Here is a 22026-nt window from a genome sequence, read left to right as displayed (position 1 = left end):
GTAAACACTTTACCGTTTTTTACATAATGGATAATGGCAGTTATTTCTATCGAATTAATAGGAATGTCTTTCATAGGGAATAGGTAAAAGAGTGATGGGCACCACGGACAATACGGGAAAAGAATGGAGCGGTTGGCGAGGCGTACCGGAAAGACCGCGATGCTTTGGAAAAACAGGCTTTCCGGTACGATATTCAGTCCAGTGATGCTACCTGCGATGTAAAGCGCTTGATAGGTACACTACCGTAGTGGTTGTTGCCTTCAACCAGTGTTCTCATCATCTGAATAAAGGTTTTTCTTGAGGCGAGTGGCAGCGGTGCCAGTAATTTTATCTGTGCCCGATGCATGTCGGCAGAGGTTTTATTCAGAATTTTTCTTCCCTTGAGCGTAATTTCGACCATTTTGCGGCGGCGGTCGGAATAGTGAGTTGCGCGCCGGACATACCCCTTGAGTTCCAGTTGCTCAATGGTGCTGGTCAGCGTGGTACGGTCGGTTCCCAGCTCAGCGCCGAGCGTGGTCTGGTCCTGCCCGCCTCTGGCGTTGACTACCGCCAGAAGACCGTATTGCAGCGGAGTAAGCTCACCTTTGAGTGCTTCAAAGAATATCGTATGGTGGATCTGATTTAAGCGACGAATGAGGAAACCGGGGCGTTCCCATAGATCGTCAGCATTGATTTCATCATCTTGCATCACCTTGACTCCTTTGTTCGACGGTGAAACCGTATGACGGCAACCGACAGCCAGCACTGATCTCCCCGCCCACTCGATGCCTGCGTCACTTTTCATCTACAGGGCGGTCTGGAAGTCCAGGGGACACGGTGCGACCTTGCCGGCATAAGGCGGTGTTTTTTGACCATGGTTTGTATCAAGTGGATTGCTACCATAGCACAAGTCTGTTCAAATTTTCTTCTATGGATCGGAATAAGATTCAGTCAGAAGACAGCCCCTCATAGCGTGAGTAATGTGCTATGGGGGCGTCGTAGGATCAGGAGGGCAACGCGGAATTATTGATGCCCTGAAACGCTATTAATCAAATTTTATCAATCAGTTGAATACCATGCCGCCGTCGATCAGCAGGGCTTGACCGGTCATGTAATCTGAATCGGGGCTGGCAAGGTAGGAAACGCAGGCGGCAACATCTTCCGGTTCGGACAGGCGGCCCAAGGTGATGCGTTTGGCGAACTCCGCCGTACCATAGCCGAGCGGTTTGCCTGCCGCCTCGGAAATCTGGCGGTCAATCTCTTCCCACATCGGTGTTTTGACGATGCCGGGGCAATAGGCGTTGACGGTAATACCGAGCGGCGCTAAATCTCGCGCGGCAGTTTGTGTCAGGCCGCGTACGGCGAATTTACTGGAGCTGTAAACCGCCAGTTCCGGATTGCCGACATGGCCTGCCTGTGATGCCGCATTGATGATTTTGCCCCCTTGTCCCTGGGCTTTGAAGGCTTCCACCGCAGCCTGTATCCCCCAAATGACGCCTTTCACATTAATATTGTAAACCTTATCAACAATGTCGGGGGTAATCTCTTCAATCAGCGTAGTAGGGGCGATACCCGCATTATTCACGATTACATGAAAACCGCCCAGTTGCTTGTGCGCGCTACGTACTGCATTAAATACCTGGTCACGGTCTGAGACATCAGCGGTGAATGCGATGGCGTTACCGCCGTGGTGTCTGATTTCCTGTACCACCTGGCCTGCCGTATCACCGTTGTAATCTACGACAGCTAAGGCAAAGCCGTCTTTTGCCAGACGAAGAGCGATGGCTCGACCAATTCCCTGGCCTGCGCCAGTGACCAATGCGACTTTTTGTTTCATGGTCTTTTCCTGTGTTGTTAATGAAAGAACCGTTACTACCGGCAGGCTAACGTGTGGCAACAGGAATGAAAACTTATAGTAAATATCGATAACTATCAGTCAAATAGATTAAGTTTTTCATTTATAAATTAAGTTTGATTTTTATAACTGTGATGTATTTATTTTTTGATTTTTTATTCTGATGCTAAAGCGGTGGTGAGGCGAGTTGTTTTGCGCGCTGTAAAGATTGGTCTGGAGAAGGCGATAAACACAGTGTACCCTGCGAAGACCCTCATTCGGGTCATGTCCCGCCGATACTTGCCTTGATGAATGTTTAAAAGCTGGTAACTATGAGTTATATCGATACCATCAAACACGAACTGGTTGGCTTCCTGAACGGATTGCCAATCTATCATCCGCTCGAAGAGGTGACTGATTCTCCCTGGGAAGCGGATGATTTTTCATGTACGCCAGACAATTTGATTATCGGCGGCGGCGCTGGCGAGCATCCGGCGCTGGTTATCCATCAGTTAGGGGCGCTGGTGGCGTCCTATCTGTTGTTATGTCTGCAAAAACACAATGAATTTTTTCCAGAGCAGCCTGATCCGTTGCCGTCACTTTCGGTAGATAGATTGTACGAAATGGCGGAAAGGCCGCGTTCGCTGGAGTTTTGCGGTTGGTCAATGAATCACGTCAAGGAGTTTGTTGATCTGGCCCGTTCGCCGTTGCACCCCAATCCCTTGTCGGAATTGGGCAGCGCTGAGGAGTGGATTGAACACTCTATTGGCGAATTTGTTTACTACTCGTTGCCGGAACTTAATCCGTTCGATACACGAATGGCACGATTGCCTGGTATGGAAGGGTGGTTTCCAGGATACTGGATGTGCAATGTAACCTGTCCGCCGCCAAACTATGTCAAAACGCGAAAACAGTCGTTACTGTCTGGTTCGTTCCAGGATCACGGTTTTTTCCGGTGGGATTACCGTTATCCGCCGGAGGAGTAATGGCTATGTGTGATTTGTCGAGGTAAATGATGGTGAGGGTGTCCAAATAGTCATACTCTTTGCTGCTATTGCGTGAGCGGGGGACGCTCGGTCCAATACTATTTACCTACTTTTTTCTCGTCCCCTCGCACTTTTCTCATTTTCCCAGTGTGGCATTGCCTGTTCGGCAATATTGTCCCCGCCAAATTCGACTTACATCCTATCAATCAACCTTACCGACCAATGACAGTTCTATACACTGAAGCTGGTAATGTTTGTATCAACCCTTGTTGATGTTGTGTTATTCATCCCTGTCAGAGAGTATGTTGTTTTCCCGCCTTCGAGTAAGGCGGGATTTTTTTGTCCGCAAATAAATCTTGCGGTAGTCTGCCAAAAACTAATGTTGGCTTAATAGAGCGAAGGTAGTCTGTATCGGTTATAGATCACGCTAGTTGTGTTTGTATGCTTATACAGAGAGGGAATTCCATGAAGACCAGGTATCATTCATCCCAGATAGTCTTACACTGGTTGGCACTCGTGCTGGTGGTGGCTACTTACGCAGCGATGGAGCTGCGTGGCTTTGCTCCCAGAGGGAGTAATGCAAGATTACTGATGTCGACTATTCATTACAGTTGCGGTGTATCCGTGTGGGTGCTGATGGTCCTGAGGATGGTGCAGCGCTTTCGTTATCCTACTCCGCCGATCTCGCCACAGCCTGATCGGTTGATAGTGATTATCTCTCATGCGGTGCATGGTTTTCTTTATCTGATATTCCTGGCGTTGCCGGTGTTGGGCGTGCTGGGGATGTACTACCGCGGCGCAGACTGGTCGGTATTCGGTATTGCGATGCCGATTGCTGCAGAACCGGATGACGATATCAGACACACATTGCTGAGCATCCATGAACTGATCGCCAACGCGGGGTATTTTCTGGTAGGACTCCATGCGGTGGCTGCGCTGTATCATCACTATGTGGTGCGTGATAATACGTTGCTGCGAATGATGCCAGGCAAGAAATAATCGTCATTGGCGTCACTATGAATGACGGGCGGCGGGGCTTTACCCGCCGCCCGTTTTTTTATGACTCCTGGTCAGGGGAGTGCATGGGATCAGGGTGTTCCGCCATTTGTTTGAAACGTAACAACGTCTTATGCAGCATTTCTTTGGGCAGCAGTTGAAACATCTGGCTGATGGTTCGTCCCAGAAAACCACCAGGTGGATCGAAACGAATGCTGAGAGTCACAGCGGTGCCTTTGCCGTTTGGAGCGGGACGAAATGAGAGGCGACCTTCATTGGGAATTCTGGCGCCTGGTAGTGAGCGCCAGTGGATGAACTGACCGGGTTGTTCATCGATTATACGCGCCCGCCATTCGATATACTGGCCGAAGGGCGCTTTCATTCGCCACAGAGAATCTGTGCGATTGATGATGTCGATATGGGCGACATGGTTCATCAACACCGGTAGCGTTTCGGGTTTGCGCCATAAATCAAATAGCACTTCAGCTGGCTGATGAATGATCAGTGAACTGCTGAGTTCATCAGCGTGGCTATCCGTCATGCCAAGCCCGCGTAAAAATGTTGATGGCATGTTGTCTTCTCCCTTTTATGTCATCTTAAACAGCACCTTAAACAGCTGATATACCGCTATTATCGTACGTAATATCGGTAGAGTGATTAAAGTCCGACCCAATAAGTTTGTGGTATTGACGTACAGTTATCTCTTCTGGCGAGTGTACGTGATGCCTGGGGAAACCTGCAAACCCGCAGGAAATAAAAATTGGCGGCACTGCATTAAGATGCATGGTGCTGTTGCCTGCATGAGGCTGGAGAGAATGCGTGCACTCACAAAAACGGAGAATAGTGACTGATTTTCGGGCAGACTGCTGAGTTTCTGTTATCCTTTTAATTAGAGTTAATTGACTGCTGTGCCATGTTACTAGGGTACTTTCGATGTTCATTATTTTTTAGCCCATCCACTGATGGGCTTTTTGTTTTCTGATGATAATGACGATGAGTATTATTAGCCATTTTTTGAGCTTGTGATCTTTGTGTTTTTATTGTCACATAAAAATAAAATGCCCGATTTTTTTAAGGTTTATTTAATCTCTATGGTGTAATTTTGTTTTTAAGTAATCACTTTGTTGCGCAAAACACCGGGGTTTTGTTTTTATAATAATATGATATTTGCCCACCGTCAGGTGGGCTTTTCTTTTTTTATGTGTACTGCTTATGTGTACTGTTTTCTATAAGCGAATGATTGCATTACAGTGCATATAATAAGAATGATGCCAGTGGCAAACAGATGGCAAGGCCGCAATTCCCTGCTTATTTCAAGTGAGTGGGGAAGTGAGAGGTATCAGCGTGCCTTGTCCTAATGGACCAGCGCATTGCGTTGTTCAACACGCGAGCGTGTTGTCCTGCGTTAGGGGATATATTTTTATTGCTCCTAATGTTGGCTTAATATTCATATCATAGAATTGTTTACAGGCGGAGGAAAACCGCCGACCTGTGTCTTCAGGATGCTTCATGCCAGAGAATAGTGTCATTTTGCCCACCATTATGGTGGGCTTTTTTTTGCTTTTTAAATACATAGCGTTACTTCGGTTTTTTTGTTTTTATCAATTTTCATTAGATGAAGGAAAAACTAAGGTTATTTTAAGGAATGGCTGGTAAATTTATAAATACGCAGTGGATGGATAACTGTCGTGCCAGTACTACTAATCTTTTGCTGTTGAAAAACTCAATAGCTTTGCCCACCGGTTGGTGGGTTTTTTTTTATATATATTACCGATTCTGCTTATTGTGAAATAAAAATAATTTATCAGGGTACAATCATGTGGGGAAATAAAAATTCATTTAAAAGGTAATGGTATTGATTTTTGTTTCAAAAAAATGGTCAGAGGCAGGGATGGCTCAATATGTTTTTTAAATGCTCTATGACACGTCGTACTTCAAATTGCAGGTATTCTCGGCCCATCCCTGTGCATCGCCCTTGTGGGCTGAGGGATCCCCACAAAATCACCGCTAATAAACCAGCATCATGCTTCGGTAGGTGCTGGTGAGTTGGGCTAAAATACTCTCCAGTTTCACCCGCCCGATTATTCGTGGTGAATGCCGCAGTACATTTTCCGCCAGTGTCAAAAACGATATCACTCTTCGATTTTTAAGGCTGTTCGCCTGATAATGAAGATGAAGACCTTTATTTTCAAAATGATATCCTAATAACCAGAGAACAATTGATGCCAGTGTCGCCAGCAGACTCAGCACCCAAAGCCGCTCACCCGTTTTGCTTCCACAGGCGCGTAAGCCAAAACCAAATCTCTCACTCTTTTCATCACGAAAGTTTTGTTCAATCTGCATTCTCCTGCTGTAGAGCTTCATGATTTCACGGGGCTTAAATTCATCTGTGTTGGTAAATATCAGCCACGGCTCTTTGGCTGACGCACGTTGCTCTTTTTCCACGGTCGGATAGCCCGGTTTCCCTCTGGCACGTTTGCTTTTTCTCCCTTTTGACGCTTTCTTGTGAAGGTAAAAATGTCCATCGCATTGCGCTTTTTTTGAACGCGCCAGCGTACCTGTTCCCAGATATTCCGCCCGCGCTGTCCCGGCACAGTCTTTCACGTTCAGCCAGTGTTCCGGGCCATGATGAAGGCAAAATTTTACGTTTCCCCGGATTCGGCCAATAAAGTCCCATCCCAGTGCTTTGATATGCCGAAACCATTCATTGTGGAAGCCCGCGTCGGTGATGAGGGTGACTTTCATTTGTGGGGCTATGGCGCTGGCAAGCGCGTCAAGAAAGGCCTTCTGTATCAAAATATTGTTTTGTTTTTCTGACGGAACTACCTGACTCATCAAGGGGATAGCGCGACCATCACAGACAAGACTTGCACGCAGGACATGAAAAGCCTGAGAGGGATAGCCACTCCAGTCGACGGCAATAACACACCACGGCATGTTTTTGGTCATCATGGATGTAATCTGATTAAATATTTTCGGGATATCGTTATGAAGCGCAGTGTTTCCCAAAAGGCGGTCAACCCGTTTTATTTTATCTTTAACGCGAGCAGGGCCGGGTAAATAACGCCCGATGCAGGTGAGTGAAAGCGTCGCACCGCTTATCAACGCAGCGGTAGAATCAATAAGCGCATGTTGTCGATATTGATGCGTTGAAGCTAAAGCGTTACGGAAAAAAGTCTGGCATACTTTACGGACAGGCATAGGGTGATCTCATTGAATTTTTTGGCGAAAATCAGTAGATCATAAAACTCTATGCCTGTCTTGTTTTCTGGGGATCCCTCAGCCTTGTGGGGTCATTGCCAGCCTTGTTCAACTTTGCTTCCGGCAGCGTTGTCACTCACTTGCCGCGTGACAAGTTTCTAATGGGCCTTGTCCTAAAGGACCAGTGCGTTGCGTTGTTCAACACGCGAGCGTGTTGTCCTGCAACTTGAAATATGACGGGTTATAGCACCAATAAAAAAGCCCCGAGGCGGGGCATGCATGTCGTAAAAACGCTATCGCCGTTATTATTGTGTATCAAGCATATATAGGCATGTTGACAATAATACGACAACATTGAGTGTCATGTTGCGTGCTGCTTCGCATTCCTGTTAATCAATAAGAGAGCAACAGGAAAAATGCTACCCTGAGGAGGAGTGCGCCGATTATATTGAGCCGCAATTGCCGCAATTAAAGAAAACGGGACATCGTGATGACAGAAGCAGAAGTGTTGCGACTAAGCGTGCGGGTGGGAGAGCGCCTTAAGGCGCGTCAGGCGAAAATGACCTGTGCTGAATCTTGTACCGGTGGATGGTTGGCGAAGACTATCACTGATGTGGCCGGCAGTTCAGGATGGTTTGACTATGGTTTTGTGACTTACAGCAATCAGGCTAAACAGGCGCTGCTTGGCGTGCAGGTAAATACCCTGGAACAGTTTGGCGCGGTGAGCTGTGAAGTGGTGAGGGAAATGGCGGCGGGAGCACTGAGCCGTTCCGGCGCAAATGTTGCCGTATCAGTCAGTGGTATTGCCGGTCCCGACGGTGGAACGCCGGACAAGCCCGTAGGAACCGTATGGTTCGGCTTTAACGATAAAGATGGCAACAGTCTGACTCAGCGAGTGCAGTTTGACGGTGATCGCCATGATGTTCGGCTGCAGGCGGTAGCTTTTGCTTTGCAGACGCTGTTAGATAGATTTTTATAAAATAGGCTTGATGCTGTATACGTATACAGTATAATGAGCCTATTGGTTTCTGTGAGTCATGAATAAGCAACAGCGTAGAGGCAGCATCAGGCTGCGCGACAGGAGTAGAAATGGCTATTGATGAGAACAAGCAAAAGGCACTGGCGGCGGCGTTGGGGCAGATCGAAAAACAATTCGGCAAAGGTTCTATCATGCGTTTGGGCGAAGATCGCTCAATGGATGTTGAAACGATCTCCACGGGTTCCTTGTCGCTCGATATCGCTCTGGGTGTTGGTGGTTTGCCAATGGGGCGTATTGTTGAAATCTATGGCCCGGAATCCTCTGGTAAAACCACGCTGACGTTGCAAGTGATTGCTGCGGCACAGCGTGAGGGGAAAACCTGTGCGTTCATTGATGCCGAGCACGCGCTAGACCCGATCTACGCCAAGAAGTTAGGAGTAGATATCGACAATTTGCTGTGTTCTCAGCCAGACACGGGTGAACAGGCACTGGAGATTTGTGATGCGCTGGCGCGTTCTGGTGCCGTGGATGTGATCATTGTTGACTCCGTAGCTGCGCTGACACCGAAAGCTGAGATCGAAGGGGAAATCGGCGATTCACACATGGGGCTGGCAGCGCGCATGATGAGTCAGGCTATGCGTAAACTGGCTGGTAACCTGAAACAATCCAATACGCTGCTGATCTTTATCAACCAGATCCGTATGAAGATTGGTGTGATGTTCGGTAACCCGGAAACCACGACCGGTGGGAATGCGCTGAAATTCTACGCTTCTGTTCGTCTGGATATCCGCCGCATCGGTTCGATAAAGGAAGGCGAAGAGGTCGTTGGCAGCGAAACCAGAGTCAAAGTTGTGAAGAACAAGGTTGCTGCCCCGTTCAAACAGGCCGAATTCCAGATTCTTTATGGCGAAGGGATTAATACCTTTGGTGAGTTGGTTGATCTGGGTGTGAAGTACAAGCTGATTGAAAAAGCCGGTGCCTGGTACAGTTACAACGGCGATAAAATTGGTCAGGGTAAGGCTAATGCCTGCAATTTCCTGAAGGATAATCCGGCCATTTCTACTGAACTCGATAAGAAGTTACGTGAATTATTGCTGCACAAGGATAATGACGCCGTGCCGAATGTTAGTGGCGAAAGTGCTGAGTATGATGAGGAAGCGGCTGGCGAACTTAACGACGACTTTTAATAGTCGGTGTGGCGCGCACAGCACATTCTTTGGATGACAGGCATGTCTAACATACTCCGCTATGCGATGAATGTGCTGGCTGTGCGAGATCACAGCGAGATAGAATTACGCCGCAAAATTGCGGCGTATTTGCAGACAAATCTCGAATGCGATAACGCAGATGAATGCTATGCATTATCTGAATTGAATAAGCAAATCGAGCAGGTGGTAGCCAGTTGTCGGCAACAAGGCTGGCTGGATGATGAGCGCTACGCCCAGCGTTATATTCATGGCCGCTGTCGTAAAGGGTATGGTACACAGCGTATCTGTGCCGAACTCAGTCAGCGGGGAATTGATAAATCAATCCAACGTATGGCGTTGCAGTCCTGCAATATCGATTGGTATTCGCAAGCGCGAACAGTGGCGAACCGCAAATTCGGCTCACCATTGCCAATCACTTGGCAGGAGCGTGCCAAAGTTCAGCGTTATTTGCTTTATCGCGGTTTTTCCCACGATGAAATTCAGTCGGTATATATGAATTTTTCCGATTGAACGCATACGGGATTTTACTTCCCACCTAAGAAAATTTATCTTATTCCCACTTTTTTGTTCGCGTTTGGCTCGGTCACGTCAGTATGTTGCATCCACCTTGCCCGCGACTGTTCTTTTAGCTTGATTTCAGGACAATTATGAGCAAGAGCACCGCTGAGATCCGTCAAGCGTTTCTCGACTTTTTCCATAGTAAAGGTCATCAGGTTGTCGCCAGTAGTTCACTGGTGCCAAACAATGATCCCACACTGTTGTTTACCAATGCCGGGATGAACCAGTTCAAGGATGTGTTTTTGGGACTGGACAAACGCAACTATACGCGAGCCACGACGTCCCAGCGTTGTGTCCGTGCTGGCGGTAAACATAACGATCTGGAAAATGTGGGTTACACGGCGCGTCATCACACTTTCTTCGAAATGCTGGGTAACTTCAGCTTCGGTGATTATTTTAAACGCGACGCCATTCTTCATGCCTGGGAACTGTTGACCAGCTCCCAGTGGTTTGGTTTGCCCAAGGAAAAACTGTGGGTTACGGTTTACGCCACCGATGATGAGGCCTATGACATTTGGGCTAATGAGGTGGGGGTGCCGCGTGAGCGTATTATCCGTATCGGCGACAATAAAGGTGCGCCTTACGCGTCAGATAACTTCTGGCAAATGGGCGATACCGGCCCTTGTGGTCCGTGTTCTGAAATTTTCTACGATCATGGTGATCACATTTGGGGTGGACCGCCGGGAAGCTTGGAAGAAGACGGTGATCGTTACATTGAGATCTGGAACCTGGTCTTTATGCAATTCAACCGACAGGCTGATGGCACAATGTTGCCGCTGCCGAAACCATCGGTTGATACCGGCATGGGTCTGGAGCGTATTTCCGCTGTTCTTCAACATGTGAATTCCAATTACGAAATCGATCTGTTCAACACCCTGATCGCTAAAGCGGCCCGTGTGGTAGGAACTGATGATCTCAATAATAAGTCGTTGCGCGTTATCGCCGATCATATCCGCTCCTGTGCGTTTCTGATTGCTGATGGCGTGATGCCGTCGAATGAAAACCGCGGTTATGTGCTGCGTCGCATTATTCGTCGCGCAATTCGTCACGGTAATATGCTCGGTGCAAAAGAAACTTTCTTCTATAAGCTGGTGGGTACGCTGATTGAGGTGATGGGATCGGCAGCCGAAGAACTGAAACGCCAGCAGAGCCTGGTGGAGCAGGCGCTTAAGAATGAAGAAGAGCAATTTGCGCGAACGCTGGAACGTGGTTTGTTGTTGCTGGATGAAGAAATTAAGCAGCTCAAGGGCGATACGCTGAGCGGTGAAGCGGCATTCCGTCTCTATGACACCTATGGTTTCCCGGTTGATTTGACTGCGGATGTCTGCCGTGAACGTAATCTGAAAGTCGATGAAGCGGGTTTTGAGCGCGCAATGGAAGCTCAACGCCAGCGGGCGCGCGATGCCAGTGGCTTTGGCGCGGATTATAACAGCCTGATCCGTGTCGATGAGTCTACGACGTTCTGTGGCTATGAGCGTACCGAACAGCAATCTAAGGTCGTGGCTATTTATCGTCATGGCGAATCCGTGCAGGAAATTCAGGCGGGTGACGATGCGGTTGTGATTCTGAGTGAAACGCCATTCTATGGTGAGTCCGGTGGTCAGGTTGGCGACCAGGGTGTATTGGTGTCAACTGCTGCCCGTTTCTCGGTTGCCGATGCACAGAAATATGGTCAGGCTATTGGGCATGTCGGCTCTCTGGCTCAGGGTACCCTGCGAGTAAACGATAATGTCGATGCGGTAGTCGATCACGCTCGCCGCGACCGTATTCGTCTGAATCATTCGGCGACTCACTTGCTACATGCGGCTCTGCGCCAGATTTTGGGTGAGCACGTGGCACAGAAAGGGTCGCTGGTTAATGATAACTACCTGCGTTTTGACTTCTCTCATCCTGAAGCGATGAAACCGGAACAGATTCGTCAGGTGGAAGATATCGTTAATACCCAGATTCGTTGCAATCTGTCGATAGAAACCGACGTAATGGCGCTGGATGCAGCCAGAGCGAAAGGCGCGATGGCGCTGTTTGGCGAGAAGTACGACGATCAGGTTCGCGTACTGTCGATGGGCGATTTCTCCATTGAGTTATGTGGTGGTACGCACGCTCGTCGTACTGGTGATATCGGTTTGTTCCGGATTGTGTCTGAATCTGGTACGGCTGCGGGTATTCGTCGTATTGAAGCTGTTACTGGCGAGAATGCGATTGCTAACCTGCACCATCAGAATGATTTGTTGCATGAAGTAACACAACTGGTGAAGGGCGATAGCAACAATCTGGCCGACAAAGTACGCTCTTTGTTAGAACGCACTCGTGGGTTGGAAAAAGAGTTGCAGCAGTTGAAGGAACAGCAGGCTGCGCAGGAGAGTTCTTTACTATCCAGCAAAGCGAAAGATATCAACGGCGTGAAGTTGCTGGTAACGCAACTGAACAATGTTGAACCCAAGCTGCTGCGAACGATGGTCGATGATCTGAAGAATCAACTGGGTTCTGCGGTGATCGTATTGTCGACAGTGGCGGATGGCAAAGTCAGCCTGATAGCCGGTGTGACCAAAGAATTGACCGACCGTGTAAAAGCGGGTGAGTTGATTGGTTTTGTGGCAAACCAGGTTGGTGGAAAAGGCGGTGGTCGTGCAGATATGGCGCAAGCTGGCGGTAGCGATGTTGATGCATTGCCGTCGGCGTTGACCAGCGTTGAAGCCTGGGTGGTTGATAAGATATAAATACTAAATACGTGTTATCTCGGCAAAAACGCCATGCCTATGAGTGGTTTTGGCGTTTTTTGCTTGCGGTAAGGATGCCCATAAACAAGACTGATTAATAGTCCATCTGTGGGGTTCCAGAGATGAACTGTGAGGCGATGTCTGGTTGTGATAACAAAAAGCGCAAGCTGTCTTATATCGACTAAACTGAACATTAGTAACAAACAATGAGTGCGATGATGAGACATTTTTGTCATCCAGGTTTACGTTTTCCCCGCCCATGATGGATAATGACGGGAGAATGGAGTGACCTGACTCTTTATAATCTTTCAAGGAGCAAAGAATGCTTATTTTAACTCGTCGAGTTGGCGAAACCCTCATGATTGGCGATGAGGTTACGGTTACCGTACTAGGAGTAAAGGGCAATCAGGTTCGTATCGGTGTGAATGCGCCGAAAGAAGTGTCTGTACATCGTGAAGAGATCTACCAGCGTATCCAGGCAGAGAAATCTCAACCCACCTCCTACTGACTGAATAGCGTCTCGTGTTGGCGAGGCGCTGTTGTTGTTCTGCTGTTTTCGTCGGCTCCCTGAGTTTCCTTTTTTGACCAGTAAATGGTCACCTGGTGCATTGCTATGGTGAACAGAAGTAACTGGTTGTTTTATGAGTGATAAAGCAGGCTTTTTGTTGTTAATCTGTTCTTGTTGGGTGCGAAGTGTTCAAACGGAACTGATATCGGAAAAATTATTTGACTTATAAGACCGGGAAAGTAATATGTGCGCCACGCAGACAGGTGAGCGCTGAATAAAAATAAAATTCAGTGATTACTAGTCGGTACGGTGAGGTGGCCGAGAGGCTGAAGGCGCTCCCCTGCTAAGGGAGTATGCGGTCAAAAGCTGCATCGAGGGTTCGAATCCCTCCCTCACCGCCATTAAATTGCATCCGTAGCTCAGCTGGATAGAGTACTCGGCTACGAACCGAGCGGTCGGAGGTTCGAATCCTCCCGGATGCACCATTTAATGTAGCGCGTTTTATGACAATGATTATTGTCAGTAATACAATTTAAGAGACGTTTTCAGTCATTCTTGAAATGCATCCGTAGCTCAGCTGGATAGAGTACTCGGCTACGAACCGAGCGGTCGGAGGTTCGAATCCTCCCGGATGCACCATTCTCCTGATGCGGTTTCCTCTTGTTGTAAATTTATATTCTTGATTGTTTCTACAATGCATCCGTAGCTCAGCTGGATAGAGTACTCGGCTACGAACCGAGCGGTCGGAGGTTCGAATCCTCCCGGATGCACCATCTTAGTTTTCGTATCGTCTTAATCCTTCCTACCTCTACTCTGTTATTTCGTAATATAAAATCAATGCCTTTCCGCTGCTCTATGTTTATATTCTACTGTTTTTATTATGGTTATTGAGTAAGCGACAACGTTTTGACTTTGCGTTAAAGTAGTCGTCTCTTTCGGTGGGTACGGAGTCATGATGTACGATCGCTATCAAGGCCTCATCTTTGACATGGATGGAACTATCCTCGATACGGAGTCGACCCATTGTCAGGCATGGCAGCAGGTACTGGCAAAGTATGGTATGAGTTATGACAACAATGCCATGACAGCACTAAATGGTGCGCCGACCTGGCGTATCGCCGAGGTAATTCTTAATCACAACCAGTCGGACCTTGATCCGCATGTCTTGGCAGCAGAAAAAGCGTCACTGACTGAAACCATGCTAATGGATACCGTACAGCCTCTGCCGTTAATCGAGGTCGTCAAAGCTTATTATGGGCGTCGTCCGATGGCTGTTGGTACTGGAAGTACACATGGCCTGGCTGAGCGTTTGCTGCGCCATCTTGGCTTGCGTGATTATTTCTCTGCACTGGTTGGTGCTGATGATGTTCTGCGACATAAACCCTTCCCGGATACGTTCCTGCGTTGTGCAGCATTAATCCATGTGGTTCCCGAACATTGCGTGGTGTTTGAAGATGCTGATTTTGGCATTCGTGCTGCTGCCAGCGCTGGTATGGACGTGATTGACGTAAGAACGCTGTGAATGAGTCTCTGGCGCTGTTTTCTTTGTTCTGGAGTAGTTTTCTGAGCGCGACGCTGCTGCCGGGCAGCTCTGAAGTTGTATTGGTATCGTTACTATTGACCCACAGTGCCAGCCCTTTATTACTGATTTTGATTGCTTCTATCGGTAATACGCTAGGAGGAATTACCAATATTATTGTTGGGCGTCTGGTCCCTGAACTCAAACCGCAAAAAGGCTTAGACACCGCGAGTTGCTGGCTGCAGCGTTACGGTACGGCGGCGTTATTATTTAGCTGGGTGCCGATAGTCGGCGATATATTGTGTGTATTGGCGGGATGGCTGCGGATGCCCTGGGTGGGTTCAGTAATCTGTATTTTTATTGGAAAAACGTTGCGCTACCTGATCTTGGCTGTCGTGACACTGGAATGGACGATGGGAACCGGGTGAGTTGTAATCACGATTGTTGTCCCCATATAGCATCCATCATTCTTATTAACATGACTATATCTTCATAGCTGGAGGTCAATTTGATCCCGGACGTATCAAAAGCGCTGTCCTGGCTGGAAAAACATCCTCAGTCTATAGCAGGGATCCAGCGTGGTATTGAGCGTGAAACACTGCGTGTGATGGCAAATGGACATCTGGCGACAACAGGGCATCCAGAGAAGCTAGGGGCGGCGTTGACCCATCCCTGGATTACTACGGATTTCGCTGAGACGCTGCTGGAATTCATTACGCCGGTTGACAAGGATATTGATCACCTTCTCGCTTTTTTGCGTGATATTCATCGTTATGTCGCCCGCCATCTGGGTGATGAGCGTATGTGGCCGCTGAGTATGCCTTGTTTTATTGAAGCTGGTCAGGATATCGAACTCGCGCAATATGGCTCGTCGAATATTGGCCGTTTCAAAACACTATACCGTGAAGGGTTGAAGAATCGGTATGGCGCATTGATGCAGACCATTTCCGGTGTGCATTATAACTTTTCGCTACCGTTGTCATTTTGGCAGGCCCGTGATGGTATTACTGATGCTATCAGCGGCAAGGAAGCGATATCTGCCGGATACTTTCAACTGATTCGTAACTACTATCGGTTCGGTTGGGTGATCCCGTATCTGTTTGGTGCCTCTCCGGCAATCTGCTCATCTTTCCTGCAGGGTAAAGACACTCACCTGCCGTTTGAGCGTTCTGAAAAAGGGATGCTCTATTTGCCGTATGCTACGTCATTACGTCTGAGCGATCTGGGGTACACCAATAAGTCGCAGAGTAATCTTGGCATTACCTTCAACAGTCTGGAGACGTATGTTTCGGCACTGAAAAAAGCGATCCGCACCCCTTCGCAAGAGTATGCTGAGATTGGTCTCAAGAAAGATGGCCGTTATCTGCAACTGAATACCAACGTGTTGCAGATTGAAAACGAATTGTATGCGCCGATTCGGCCCAAGCGTGTCACCCGTATGGGAGAGTCGCCATCCGATGCGTTGCTGCGTGGTGGTATTGAATATATCGAAGTTCGCTCGCTGGACATTAATCCGTTTTCGGCCATTGGCGTCAGCGCGGAACAGGTTCGGTTCCTCGATCTGTTCCTGATTTGGTGTGCGTTGGCTGATGCGCCGGAAATGAGTGAAGCTGAGTTGCTCTGTACACGCAAAAACTGGAATAGGGTGATTCTGGAAGGGCGTAAACCGGGGCAGACGATAGGAATGGGCTGTGAAACCGCGCGTCAGCCGATTGCAGAAGTTGGGCGTGCGCTATTTGCTGACTTGCGGTATGTTGCGCAGTTGTTGGATCACGGGCAGGCGAAGCCTTACTATCAGCAGGTTTGCGATCAACTAGTGGACGGGTTCGATGACCCGAACAAGACGTTCTCGGCCCAGGTACTGGCGATGATGCTGGAGCATGGCAGCGGTGGTGTTGGGCTCCAACTGTCTGGGCAATACCGCGAGCAATTGTTGCAAGAGCCGCTGGAGATTTTGTCTGAAGCCCAGTTTGCCGCTGAGTGCGAGCGCTCATGGCAGCGCCAGCGTCAACTGGAGTCGGAAGATACGTTGAGTTTTGATGCCTATCTGTCCAGACAGTGAGGCTAGTACCAATATATATAAAAGAAAAGGTCACCCGATTTTCATCGGGTGACCAAAGAAACATCTCTGATAATAGGGATGATGATAATAAATGCGCGTCTTTCATGTATTAAGACCGGTACTGGTAAGAAAAGTTTCCTGGAAACAAGAAATAATTTTTTTCATGAGGAGGTGGCAACATGCCATTACTAGATAGTTTTACTGTCGATCACACTCGTATGGCTGCTCCTGCCGTTCGGGTGGCCAAAACCATGACAACCCCTCATGGTGATACGATTACCGTGTTTGACCTGCGTTTCTGTCGCCCTAATCATGAGATTATGCCAGAACGTGGTATTCATACTCTGGAACACCTGTTTGCCGGTTTTATGCGTGATCACCTCAATGGTGATGGTGTAGAAATTATCGATATCTCGCCGATGGGATGCCGTACAGGGTTCTACATGAGCCTGATTGGGACGCCGGCAGAGCAACGTGTGGCCGATGCCTGGAAAGCGGCTATGGCAGATGTGCTGAAGGTTACCGACCAGCGTAAGATCCCGGAGTTGAACGAATATCAATGCGGTACCTATGAAATGCATTCCCTGACTGAAGCGCAGGATATTGCTCGCCACATTCTGGAACATGATGTTCTGGTCAATAAAAACGACGAGCTGGCATTGCCGAAAGATAAGCTGTCAGAGTTGCACATCTGACTAATGAGATGCTGACGTTTAGGGCTGTAAAAAAGAGAGCGATGCTCTCTTTTTTATGCCCGTAAAATCCAGTTCTCGTAAAATCTACTGTCGGAGCGTTGTCACTGCGCCAGAAAATGCTGAATGACCCGGCTGCCGAAGTAGGAGAGCGTCAGCAGCAGCGCGCCAATAAGGTTGAACCACACCACCCGGCGTCCACGCCAGCCTTCGTGGTAGTGTCCCCAGAGCAACAGAATGTAGACAAACCAGGCCAGCAGGGAGAACAGTGCTTTATGCAGATTCTCTTTATTGCTGAGCAAATCGTTCATGTAGATAAGCCCGGTGCACAACGTCAGCGTCAGCAGCATGACACCAATTTGGGTAATGTGGAACATTTTGCGTTCTATACCCAGCAACGGCGGCATATCGGTGGCAAATCCCAGTTTCTTGGTTTTCAGCATGTAGTCCAGCAGCGCCAGTTGCAGCGCATATAACGCCGCAATCATCAGAGTGGCGTAAGCAAATAACGCCAGACCGATATGCACCATCAGGCCCGGCATGGCTTCGAGGTGGGTAATAAACTCTCCCGGCATAAAACTGGCAAATGCCAGATTAATCAATGCAAAGGTATAGACGACGGGCAGCAGAAACCAGCCACGATTACGTGATGCCACGATAGTCATCACTGTGCACATAATCAGGCTTATCAACGAACCCATATTCAACAGACTCAAATTTTGCCCGACCTGCACATCGAAGATACGCTGATACAAGGCCACTGCATGGCAGGTCAGGGCAAGTATGGCGGATACCACCGCCAGACGGCGGTAGGCTCCGTTTTTTCGCACCAGGCTTGGGATGATCAGTCCCAGACTGAGGAAATAGGCCGCTAAAGCTACAATGGCGAAGACAGACATAGCGATGGGTTATTCAATATCAACTGAGTAAAATGAAGGATCAGTATAGCTTTAGTCGCCACCGCCACCAACCAGTTATCCGCGCCGGAGCGCGCAGATTGGTCTGGCTTTCGTGTTATACTCCCCGTTATTCGCGTCGCGATAGCGGCCAGTTTCACATTGGGCATGAGATATGTTTGAAAATTTAACCGATCGACTGTCGCGCACTCTGCGCAATATCAGCGGACGTGGGCGGCTGACTGAAGACAATATCAAGGATACGTTACGTGAAGTGCGCATGGCGTTGCTGGAAGCGGACGTGGCGTTGCCCGTGGTGCGTGATTTCATCAACCGGGTCAAAGAACAAGCTGTGGGCCATGACGTCAACAAGAGCCTGACGCCGGGCCAGGAATTCGTCAAGATTGTCCAGAATGAACTGGTTGCCGCCATGGGCGAGGTCAATCAGGCGCTCAATCTGGCTGCCCAGCCGCCGGCAGTGGTGCTCATGGCGGGTCTGCAAGGGGCAGGTAAAACCACCAGCGTGGGTAAGTTAGGTAAGTTCCTGCGTGAAAAGCAGAAGAAGAAAGTGTTGGTCGTGTCGGCGGACGTGTATCGCCCTGCTGCTATCAAACAGCTGGAAACGCTGGTACAGACCGTCGGTGTCGATTTTTTTTCCTCGCAAGTGCATGAAAAACCTATCGATATCGTTAACCGTGCGTTACAGCACGCCAAACTGAAATTCTATGATGTTCTGCTGGTGGATACCGCTGGTCGTCTGCATGTCGATGACGCCATGATGGATGAAATCAAGCAGGTTCATGCCTCTATTAATCCGGTGGAAACACTGTTTGTTGTTGACGCCATGACCGGCCAGGATGCTGCGAATACTGCGAAAGCATTTAACGAAGCGTTGCCGTTGACCGGGGTGATTCTGACAAAAATCGATGGTGATGCCCGCGGCGGTGCGGCACTGTCCATCCGTCATATCACGGGTAAACCGATCAAGTTTTTAGGTGTTGGTGAGAAAACCGACGCGCTGGAGCCTTTCTATCCGGACCGTATCGCCTCGCGCATTCTCGGTATGGGCGATGTGCTCTCGCTGATTGAGGAACTGGAAAGTAAGGTTGATCGTTCTCAAGCCGAGAAGTTGGCCAAAAAGCTTAAAAAAGGCGATGGTTTTGACCTGACCGATTTTCTGGATCAACTTAAACAGATGCGCAACATGGGCGGTATGGCCAGCATGATGAGCAAACTGCCGGGCATGGGGCAGATTCCCGATAACGTAAAATCGCAGATGGATGACAAGGTGTTGGTGCGTATGGAAGCGATCATCAATTCCATGACGTTGCAAGAGCGTGCTAAGCCTGAAATCATCAAAGGTTCTCGTAAGCGCCGCATCGCGATGGGTTCGGGTATGCAAGTACAGGACGTCAACCGGCTGCTAAAGCAGTTTGATGATATGCAGCGCATGATGAAAAAGATGAAGAATGGCGGTCTGGCAAAAATGATGCGTGGTATGAAAGGGATGATGCCGCCAGGTTTTCCGGGTCGGTAAGTCGGGGAAATGTGACCCCGGCAGAAAAGTCGGTGGTGTGAATGCACGGTTTTAGATTGCTTTTTGCACCAAAATGAGTAAAATCTTCGGGCTTTTTATATGACACTGGGCCCCGTTCCTCGATGGGGCCCGGTTGTTTTATTAACTAAAGAGGATGTTATGGTAACAATTCGTTTGGCACGTGGCGGCGCTAAAAAACGCCCGTTCTATCAAGTCGTTGTGACCGATAGCCGCAATGCGCGCGACGGTCGTTTCATTGAACGCGTAGGTTTCTTCAACCCGATCGCTACCGGTAAAGCAGAAGCTCTGCGTCTGGATCTTGACCGTATCGAGCACTGGGTTGGTCAGGGCGCTACCGTTTCTGATCGCGTTTCTGCGCTGATCAAAGACGCTAAAAAAGCAGCATAATCTGTTGCGGTGGTGGTAATGGTAATGAGCAAGCAACTCAGCCCGAAAGTCCCGGTTAACCCGGTTATATTGGGGAAAATGGGGTCTACATACGGCATTAAAGGTTGGCTCAGAGTGTTTTCATCCACCGAAAACGCCGAAAGCATTTTTGATTATCAACCCTGGTTCATCCAGAATAATGGGCTGTGGCAATTGATCGAGATCGAGAGCTGGCGGCACCATAATCAGGATCTGGTCATTAAGATTAAAGATATTGATGATCGGGATGCGGCGAATTTATTGACCAATTGCGAGATTGTCGTAGATTCGACCCAGTTGCCTGAGCTGGATGATGGGGATTATTACTGGAAGGATCTGATTGGCTGCGACGTTGTCACCGTAGGTGGCTATGAGCTGGGAAAAGTCACTGACATGATGGAAACCGGTTCTAATGACGTTCTGGTGGTGAGAGCCAACCTGAAAGATGCTTACGGAGTCAAGGAACGGTTGATCCCGTTTCTGACTGAACAGGTTATTAAGCACGTTGACCTGTCTACACATCGTATTGAAGTAGACTGGGATCCTGGTTTTTGAACTCTGTAAAGTCTGTAGTTAATGAGTGGAACGATATTATGTGGATTGGGGTGATTAGCCTGTTTCCTGAGATGTTCCGCGCCATTACTGATTATGGAGTCACAGGCCGGGCAGTTAAAAATGGCCTGCTGAGCGTACAGTACTGGAGTCCTCGTGACTTCACTTACGATCGACATCGTACTGTGGATGACCGCCCTTATGGCGGCGGTCCTGGTATGTTGATGATGGTGCAGCCCTTACGGGATGCCATTCATGCAGCGAAAGCAGCGGCAGGCGAAGGGGCTCGGGTGATTTATCTGTCACCGCAGGGTCGCAAACTGGATCAGCAAGGCGTACGTCAACTCGCCGCACATCAGAAGATGATTCTGGTTTGCGGAAGGTACGAGGGCATTGATGAGCGTGTCATCAAAACCGAAATTGACGAAGAATGGTCAATCGGCGATTACGTTCTCAGTGGTGGCGAACTGCCAGCAATGACGCTGATTGATTCGGTAGCCCGTTTTATCCCTGGCGTACTGGGTCATGAAGCTTCGGCACAAGAAGATTCTTTTGCTGATGGATTGTTGGATTGTCCTCACTACACCCGACCTGAAGTGTTGGAAGGTATGGATGTGCCGGCAGTGTTACTGTCGGGCAATCATGCGGAAATACGCCGCTGGCGTTTGAAGCAGTCGCTGGGCCGAACCTGGCTTAGAAGACCTGAACTTCTGAAAAGCCTAGCTCTGACTGACGAGCAAGCAACGTTGTTGACGGAATTCCAACAGGAATATCAGTCTGAACAGCATGAGTATTAGGGGGGCGCTGCGGTAGTGCCGGGCGAACCCAAATATCAGTTTACCTAGGGTAAGAGACATATTATGAGCAATATTATCAAGCAGCTTGAACAAGAGCAGATGAAGCAAGACGTACCTGCATTCCGTCCGGGTGACACCGTGGAAGTGAAGGTATGGGTCGTTGAAGGTTCCAAAAAACGTCTGCAGGCATTCGAGGGCGTGGTTATCGCAATTCGTAACCGCGGTCTGCACTCTGCATTCACTGTTCGCAAGATTTCCAACGGCGAAGGCGTAGAGCGCGTATTCCAGACGCACTCTCCGGTAGTGGACAGCATTACCGTTAAGCGCCGTGGTGCTGTGCGTAAAGCCAAACTGTACTACCTGCGTGAGCGTGCTGGTAAGTCTGCTCGTATCAAAGAGCGTCTTAACTAAGCATCCGCTTTCACAACATCCGAAAGCGATAAGGGGTGGCATTTGCCGCCCCTTTTTCTTGGATGCGTTATATGCGTTACGCGACGTTTTTCGTTTTCCGGGCGATCACGGTAGGGTACATGCGCATCCGGTCATCAATAAAATGTATGTCGCAAAATCCAGCTTGTT

Annotated in this window: 21 protein-coding genes and 4 tRNA genes; 20 read left to right on the top strand and 5 right to left on the bottom strand. The window is 48.8% G+C overall.

Annotated features, from left to right (window positions below):
* Positions 1-193: 193 nt before the first annotated feature.
* Together Dpoa2040_RS07410 and Dpoa2040_RS07405 are read right to left on the bottom strand one after the other, a co-directional pair.
* Entirely contained in the window at positions 194-688 is a 495-nt protein-coding gene (locus tag Dpoa2040_RS07410; RefSeq protein WP_042868896.1) for a MarR family winged helix-turn-helix transcriptional regulator, read from the bottom strand.
* Positions 689-1042: 354 nt separating this feature from the next.
* Positions 1043-1816 carry a (S)-acetoin forming diacetyl reductase gene (locus Dpoa2040_RS07405; RefSeq protein WP_042868898.1) on the bottom strand — a complete coding sequence of 258 codons (774 nt, stop codon included), beginning with the start codon at positions 1814-1816 and terminating at the stop codon, positions 1043-1045.
* Between the two features lie 329 nt (positions 1817-2145).
* Between Dpoa2040_RS07405 and Dpoa2040_RS07400 the strand changes: the two genes are divergently transcribed.
* Positions 2146-2799 (top strand): hypothetical protein, encoded by a 654-nt coding sequence (locus Dpoa2040_RS07400; protein ID WP_042868900.1) that lies wholly within the window; start codon positions 2146-2148, stop codon positions 2797-2799.
* Positions 2800-3264: 465 nt separating this feature from the next.
* Positions 3265-3798 carry a cytochrome b561 gene (cybB, locus tag Dpoa2040_RS07395; RefSeq protein WP_168640865.1) on the top strand — a complete coding sequence of 178 codons (534 nt, stop codon included), beginning with the start codon at positions 3265-3267 and terminating at the stop codon, positions 3796-3798.
* 58 nt (positions 3799-3856) lie between these two features.
* Here cybB and Dpoa2040_RS07390 read toward each other — a convergent pair whose 3' ends face one another.
* Positions 3857-4366, bottom strand: a complete 510-nt coding sequence (locus Dpoa2040_RS07390; protein WP_168640864.1) for an SRPBCC family protein — start codon at positions 4364-4366, stop codon at positions 3857-3859.
* 1436 nt (positions 4367-5802) lie between these two features.
* Entirely contained in the window at positions 5803-6996 is a 1194-nt protein-coding gene (locus Dpoa2040_RS07385; protein WP_168640863.1) for an IS4 family transposase, read from the bottom strand.
* Positions 6997-7486: 490 nt separating this feature from the next.
* Between Dpoa2040_RS07385 and pncC the strand changes: the two genes are divergently transcribed.
* The 13 genes from pncC (at position 7487) to luxS (ending at position 17242) form a co-directional block, all read left to right on the top strand.
* The gene (gene pncC, locus Dpoa2040_RS07380) at positions 7487-7975 is read left to right on the top strand and encodes a nicotinamide-nucleotide amidase (protein WP_168640862.1); all 489 of its coding nucleotides are present in this window, start codon (positions 7487-7489) and stop codon (positions 7973-7975) included.
* A gap of 110 nt (positions 7976-8085) precedes the next feature.
* Entirely contained in the window at positions 8086-9162 is a 1077-nt protein-coding gene (gene recA / locus Dpoa2040_RS07375; protein WP_042872298.1) for a recombinase RecA, read from the top strand.
* A 42-nt stretch (positions 9163-9204) separates the two neighbouring features.
* Complete coding sequence (gene recX / locus Dpoa2040_RS07370; RefSeq protein ID WP_168640861.1) at positions 9205-9693, top strand: recombination regulator RecX; 489 nt, start codon at positions 9205-9207, stop codon at positions 9691-9693.
* Between the two features lie 137 nt (positions 9694-9830).
* Positions 9831-12458 carry an alanine--tRNA ligase gene (gene alaS / locus Dpoa2040_RS07365; protein ID WP_168640860.1) on the top strand — a complete coding sequence of 876 codons (2628 nt, stop codon included), beginning with the start codon at positions 9831-9833 and terminating at the stop codon, positions 12456-12458.
* Positions 12459-12780: 322 nt separating this feature from the next.
* Complete coding sequence (gene csrA, locus Dpoa2040_RS07360; protein ID WP_005972168.1) at positions 12781-12966, top strand: carbon storage regulator CsrA; 186 nt, start codon at positions 12781-12783, stop codon at positions 12964-12966.
* Positions 12967-13274: 308 nt separating this feature from the next.
* Positions 13275-13367, top strand: a tRNA-Ser gene (locus Dpoa2040_RS07355).
* Between the two features lie 7 nt (positions 13368-13374).
* Positions 13375-13451 (top strand) — tRNA-Arg (locus tag Dpoa2040_RS07350).
* 77 nt (positions 13452-13528) lie between these two features.
* Positions 13529-13605: transfer RNA gene (locus tag Dpoa2040_RS07345), tRNA-Arg, on the top strand.
* A 57-nt stretch (positions 13606-13662) separates the two neighbouring features.
* Positions 13663-13739, top strand: a tRNA-Arg gene (locus Dpoa2040_RS07340).
* 182 nt (positions 13740-13921) lie between these two features.
* Positions 13922-14488, top strand: a complete 567-nt coding sequence (yqaB, locus tag Dpoa2040_RS07335; RefSeq protein WP_168640859.1) for a fructose-1-phosphate/6-phosphogluconate phosphatase — start codon at positions 13922-13924, stop codon at positions 14486-14488.
* The gene (locus Dpoa2040_RS07330) at positions 14485-14913 is read left to right on the top strand and encodes a YqaA family protein (RefSeq protein ID WP_168640858.1); all 429 of its coding nucleotides are present in this window, start codon (positions 14485-14487) and stop codon (positions 14911-14913) included. The genes yqaB and Dpoa2040_RS07330 overlap by 4 nt, the downstream gene beginning before the upstream one ends.
* A gap of 80 nt (positions 14914-14993) precedes the next feature.
* On the top strand, positions 14994-16547 hold the full coding sequence (gene gshA / locus Dpoa2040_RS07325; RefSeq protein WP_168640857.1) for a glutamate--cysteine ligase: 1554 nt from the start codon (positions 14994-14996) through the stop codon (positions 16545-16547).
* Between the two features lie 179 nt (positions 16548-16726).
* On the top strand, positions 16727-17242 hold the full coding sequence (gene luxS / locus Dpoa2040_RS07320) for an S-ribosylhomocysteine lyase (protein WP_168640856.1): 516 nt from the start codon (positions 16727-16729) through the stop codon (positions 17240-17242).
* Positions 17243-17343: 101 nt separating this feature from the next.
* Here luxS and Dpoa2040_RS07315 read toward each other — a convergent pair whose 3' ends face one another.
* Positions 17344-18138, bottom strand: coding sequence for an inner membrane protein YpjD (locus Dpoa2040_RS07315; protein WP_168640855.1), 795 nt, complete (start codon positions 18136-18138; stop codon positions 17344-17346).
* A gap of 172 nt (positions 18139-18310) precedes the next feature.
* Here Dpoa2040_RS07315 and ffh point away from each other — a divergent pair, with 172 nt between their 5' ends.
* From ffh to rplS, 5 genes are all read left to right on the top strand, one after another.
* Positions 18311-19672: a signal recognition particle protein gene (ffh, locus tag Dpoa2040_RS07310; protein WP_168640854.1), complete on the top strand. Its 1362-nt coding sequence runs from the start codon at positions 18311-18313 to the stop codon at positions 19670-19672.
* 159 nt (positions 19673-19831) lie between these two features.
* A complete protein-coding gene (gene rpsP, locus Dpoa2040_RS07305; protein WP_012885817.1) occupies positions 19832-20080 on the top strand; it encodes a 30S ribosomal protein S16 in 249 nt (82 codons plus the stop codon).
* A gap of 24 nt (positions 20081-20104) precedes the next feature.
* On the top strand, positions 20105-20653 hold the full coding sequence (gene rimM / locus Dpoa2040_RS07300; RefSeq protein WP_042872280.1) for a ribosome maturation factor RimM: 549 nt from the start codon (positions 20105-20107) through the stop codon (positions 20651-20653).
* 38 nt (positions 20654-20691) lie between these two features.
* Positions 20692-21447 (top strand): tRNA (guanosine(37)-N1)-methyltransferase TrmD, encoded by a 756-nt coding sequence (gene trmD / locus Dpoa2040_RS07295; protein ID WP_013319087.1) that lies wholly within the window; start codon positions 20692-20694, stop codon positions 21445-21447.
* 63 nt (positions 21448-21510) lie between these two features.
* Positions 21511-21858 (top strand): 50S ribosomal protein L19, encoded by a 348-nt coding sequence (rplS, locus tag Dpoa2040_RS07290; protein ID WP_012768745.1) that lies wholly within the window; start codon positions 21511-21513, stop codon positions 21856-21858.
* Positions 21859-22026 lie beyond the last annotated feature (168 nt).

The sequence above is a fragment of the Dickeya sp. CFBP 2040 genome (assembly GCF_012273755.1).
Lineage (GTDB): Bacteria > Pseudomonadota > Gammaproteobacteria > Enterobacterales > Enterobacteriaceae > Dickeya > Dickeya poaceiphila.
Note: the sequence above shows the minus strand (reverse complement) of the source record. Positions and strands in the feature narration are given on the sequence as shown.

Excerpts from the sequence above, each read along its gene's own strand:
- recX (WP_168640861.1), top strand. The coding sequence starts at position 9,205 with ATGTCTAACATACTCCGCTATGCGATGAATGTGCTGGCTGTGCGAGAT.
- ffh (WP_168640854.1), top strand. The coding sequence starts at position 18,311 with ATGTTTGAAAATTTAACCGATCGACTGTCGCGCACTCTGCGCAATATC.
- trmD (WP_013319087.1), top strand. The coding sequence starts at position 20,692 with ATGTGGATTGGGGTGATTAGCCTGTTTCCTGAGATGTTCCGCGCCATT.
- Dpoa2040_RS07410 (WP_042868896.1), bottom strand. The coding sequence starts at position 688 with ATGCAAGATGATGAAATCAATGCTGACGATCTATGGGAACGCCCCGGT.
- pncC (WP_168640862.1), top strand. The coding sequence starts at position 7,487 with ATGACAGAAGCAGAAGTGTTGCGACTAAGCGTGCGGGTGGGAGAGCGC.
- Dpoa2040_RS07315 (WP_168640855.1), bottom strand. The coding sequence starts at position 18,138 with ATGTCTGTCTTCGCCATTGTAGCTTTAGCGGCCTATTTCCTCAGTCTG.
- Dpoa2040_RS07405 (WP_042868898.1), bottom strand. The coding sequence starts at position 1,816 with ATGAAACAAAAAGTCGCATTGGTCACTGGCGCAGGCCAGGGAATTGGT.
- rplS (WP_012768745.1), top strand. The coding sequence starts at position 21,511 with ATGAGCAATATTATCAAGCAGCTTGAACAAGAGCAGATGAAGCAAGAC.
- csrA (WP_005972168.1), top strand. The coding sequence starts at position 12,781 with ATGCTTATTTTAACTCGTCGAGTTGGCGAAACCCTCATGATTGGCGAT.
- Dpoa2040_RS07385 (WP_168640863.1), bottom strand. The coding sequence starts at position 6,996 with ATGCCTGTCCGTAAAGTATGCCAGACTTTTTTCCGTAACGCTTTAGCT.
- cybB (WP_168640865.1), top strand. The coding sequence starts at position 3,265 with ATGAAGACCAGGTATCATTCATCCCAGATAGTCTTACACTGGTTGGCA.
- yqaB (WP_168640859.1), top strand. The coding sequence starts at position 13,922 with ATGTACGATCGCTATCAAGGCCTCATCTTTGACATGGATGGAACTATC.
- rpsP (WP_012885817.1), top strand. The coding sequence starts at position 19,832 with ATGGTAACAATTCGTTTGGCACGTGGCGGCGCTAAAAAACGCCCGTTC.
- recA (WP_042872298.1), top strand. The coding sequence starts at position 8,086 with ATGGCTATTGATGAGAACAAGCAAAAGGCACTGGCGGCGGCGTTGGGG.
- rimM (WP_042872280.1), top strand. The coding sequence starts at position 20,105 with ATGAGCAAGCAACTCAGCCCGAAAGTCCCGGTTAACCCGGTTATATTG.
- Dpoa2040_RS07400 (WP_042868900.1), top strand. The coding sequence starts at position 2,146 with ATGAGTTATATCGATACCATCAAACACGAACTGGTTGGCTTCCTGAAC.
- Dpoa2040_RS07390 (WP_168640864.1), bottom strand. The coding sequence starts at position 4,366 with ATGCCATCAACATTTTTACGCGGGCTTGGCATGACGGATAGCCACGCT.
- alaS (WP_168640860.1), top strand. The coding sequence starts at position 9,831 with ATGAGCAAGAGCACCGCTGAGATCCGTCAAGCGTTTCTCGACTTTTTC.
- luxS (WP_168640856.1), top strand. The coding sequence starts at position 16,727 with ATGCCATTACTAGATAGTTTTACTGTCGATCACACTCGTATGGCTGCT.